Annotated in this window: 4 protein-coding genes; 3 read left to right on the forward strand and 1 reads right to left on the reverse strand. The window is 44.2% G+C overall.

Annotated features, from left to right (window positions below; translation table 11 throughout):
- On the forward strand, nt 1–228 hold a 228-nt coding region (locus F6K20_RS33875; RefSeq protein WP_287297712.1), incomplete at its 5' end, for a hypothetical protein.
- Nucleotides 229–269: 41 nt separating this feature from the next.
- Here the strand turns inward: F6K20_RS33875 and F6K20_RS33880 are convergent.
- Nucleotides 270–1,172 carry an alpha/beta fold hydrolase gene (locus tag F6K20_RS33880; RefSeq protein WP_287250079.1) on the reverse strand — a complete coding sequence of 301 codons (903 nt, stop codon included), beginning with the start codon at nt 1,170–1,172 and terminating at the stop codon, nt 270–272.
- Nucleotides 1,173–1,296: 124 nt separating this feature from the next.
- Between F6K20_RS33880 and clpS the strand changes: the two genes are divergently transcribed.
- Nucleotides 1,297–1,578, forward strand: a complete 282-nt coding sequence (gene clpS / locus F6K20_RS33885; protein ID WP_044495357.1) for an ATP-dependent Clp protease adapter ClpS — start codon at nt 1,297–1,299, stop codon at nt 1,576–1,578.
- A 105-nt stretch (nt 1,579–1,683) separates the two neighbouring features.
- A complete protein-coding gene (locus F6K20_RS33890) occupies nt 1,684–2,454 on the forward strand; it encodes a CPBP family intramembrane glutamic endopeptidase (RefSeq protein WP_008190423.1) in 771 nt (256 codons plus the stop codon).
- Nucleotides 2,455–2,505 lie beyond the last annotated feature (51 nt).

The following is a 2,505-nucleotide window of genomic DNA, read 5'->3' on the forward strand; positions in this document are numbered from 1 at the left end:
CATCAGACCCAGACCCTGAGTGAAAACTTAATGGTGGTCGAGGCGATGCAGGAATTTAAAACAGCCTACAACCAACTGCAACAATCTAGGACACCAACTGATACACCAACTGATTTAGAGGACACCCAAGGCGACCCTCTTAATGCGGTAACTTCGTTCCCGCATCTAATTATTAAATTCCCCACGGGTCGCACCTTTTTCAAGGTGTATCAATGTCAAACACCTTAATGGGTAGTGCTATAAATTTTCAATCTTGTAGCGATTACCGATTACCGATTACCGATTACCCAAGACCTGATCAGATTATTCACCTGTTCTGGTATCTCATCATGGGGACAGTGTCCTGCTTGTAGATAATATTCCGTTAACTGAGGATAATATTCCCTAAACTTTGCTCCCCGTTCTCTGCTCTTGATCCAAGGATCCCCTTCTCCCCATAGCATCAATAACGGACAAGTCATCTGTTCCAACAACACATCGACTTTTTCCCCTTGGGGTGACTTGAACACAGAAGCAAATACCTGAGCAGCACCAGGATCACAAGAGGGGCGATAAATCTCGTCTACTAACTGTTCCGTTACTGCATCCTGGTCAAGATAAACCTTCTGGAGGGTTTTGCGAATGATTGACGGTCGCCGCAGGTACTGGAATAACAGGAAACTTGCCCAAGGTTGTAGAAAAATTGATTTGGTTACGTTATTGAGAACTTTTTTAACAGGATTGACCTTAGTAACAGGTTGAGTATCACTAAACGGTCCAGCACTATTGAGCAATACTAAACCTGCGGCGGAGCTAGGACGCTGTGCAGCCACACACAAAGCTGAATAACCCCCCAAGGAGTTTCCAGCTAAGACTACTGGTTGACCAATCACCTCTGTAATAAAATCATCCAATTGGTCTCGCCACAAATTGCCACTGTACTCCCCATCTGGTTTACCAGAACGTCCAAACCCCAACAAGTCAATCGCCCAAACTTCAAAATGCTGACTCAATTGAGCAATGTTTTTGCGCCAGTGGTCTGTAGATGCCCCAAATCCGTGAATTAATAGTAACGGTGGGTATCCTGATTGCTTCTGTCCAGCCTGTACATAATATATAGATTCCCCCCGCCACTGCCAGTAAGTTCCAGGGATGGGAGTATTAGAAGGGGTAGCAATTACCTGGGTAGTCACGGTAAACTATTAAGTAATGTTAACTTTTTGATCATAGCGCTCCCTGCCAGATGTCTGATGTTAGACTAATGGCAGTATATAATGGAGAGTTTGTGTAAACATCTAAAATAGAGAGGGACAAGCTTTGTCAGTCGAAACCATTGAGAAGCGTTCAACAGTTCGTAAACACGCGCCTCGCTATCGCGTATTGCTCCATAATGATGACTTCAACTCTATGGAGTATGTGGTGAAAACCTTGATGGAAACTGTGGCGAGTCTGACTCAACCTCAAGCAGTCAACATTATGATGGAAGCCCATCAATCCGGGCTGGCATTGGTGATTACCTGTGCTCAAGAGCATGCTGAGTTTTATTGCGAAACCCTGAAGAACCGGGGTCTGACTAGTACAATTGAACCTGACGAATAAGGGGCAATAGGAGAGATTCTTCCCTTTCCAAATCTTGAAATTATAAAACGTTTTACACCCAGGCTGGCTAGATTATCCCTATACCCAGCACCATTCAGGTTGGGGATGTTTATACTAGCTTTGCTGTTGCTTTGGTTACCCATAGCAGCACCAATATACTTAATTGGTAGCGACCCAAACTCAGTGACAATCCTGACTATGGGGCTAATGTTCGGGGTATTTCTGTACTTAGTCCGAGTTTGGGGAAGGAAGGTTTATCGCCAGCCAGGACTGTTAAAAAAATATGGTTTGCGGCTAACAGCGCAAAACGCTCTTGAGTTAATCAGAGGACTAGGCCTAGGTCTGTTAATGACTCTTAGTCTGTTTGGATTACAAGGGTGGCTGGGTTGGCTAGCATTCCAAACTCCTCCACTCCCATGGTCACGGCTGATTGTAGAGGGATTAATCAGTGCTTTGGCCATAGGCTTCGCTGAAGAATTGGTGTTTCGGGGTTGGTTGCTTGATGAGTTGCAACGGGATTATAGTTTTAAGACATCACAGTGGATTGGTGCGATCGCATTTGCGCTGCTGCATTTCCTTAAACCAATTCCAGAAATGATTCGCGGCTTACCGAGATTTCCCAGTTTATTGCTGCTAGGGTTAATCCTGATTTGGGCAAAGCGATCAACTCAAGGACGGCTAGGTTTATCGATTGGTCTCCATGCTGGCTTAGTTTGGGGTTATTATATTATTGATGTTGGGCAATTAGTAGTCTATTCAGGCAAGGTTGCTCCCTGGATTACTGGCATTAATCGCGATCCTACTGCTGGGATAATGGGATTGCTATTTCTAGCTTTAGTTGCTTGGTGGATGAAGCGCAATCATCATAGTAATTAGTAATAATTAGTGATTAGTAATAATTAGTGATTAGTGATTGGTATTTAGAGA

The sequence above is a fragment of the Moorena sp. SIO2C4 genome (assembly GCF_010672485.1).
Lineage (GTDB): Bacteria > Cyanobacteriota > Cyanobacteriia > Cyanobacteriales > Coleofasciculaceae > Moorena > Moorena producens.

What these genes read in the sequence shown, in the direction of transcription:
- F6K20_RS33890 (WP_008190423.1), top strand. Translation starts at nt 1,684, where the DNA reads ATGTTTATACTAGCTTTGCTGTTGCTTTGGTTACCCATAGCAGCACCA.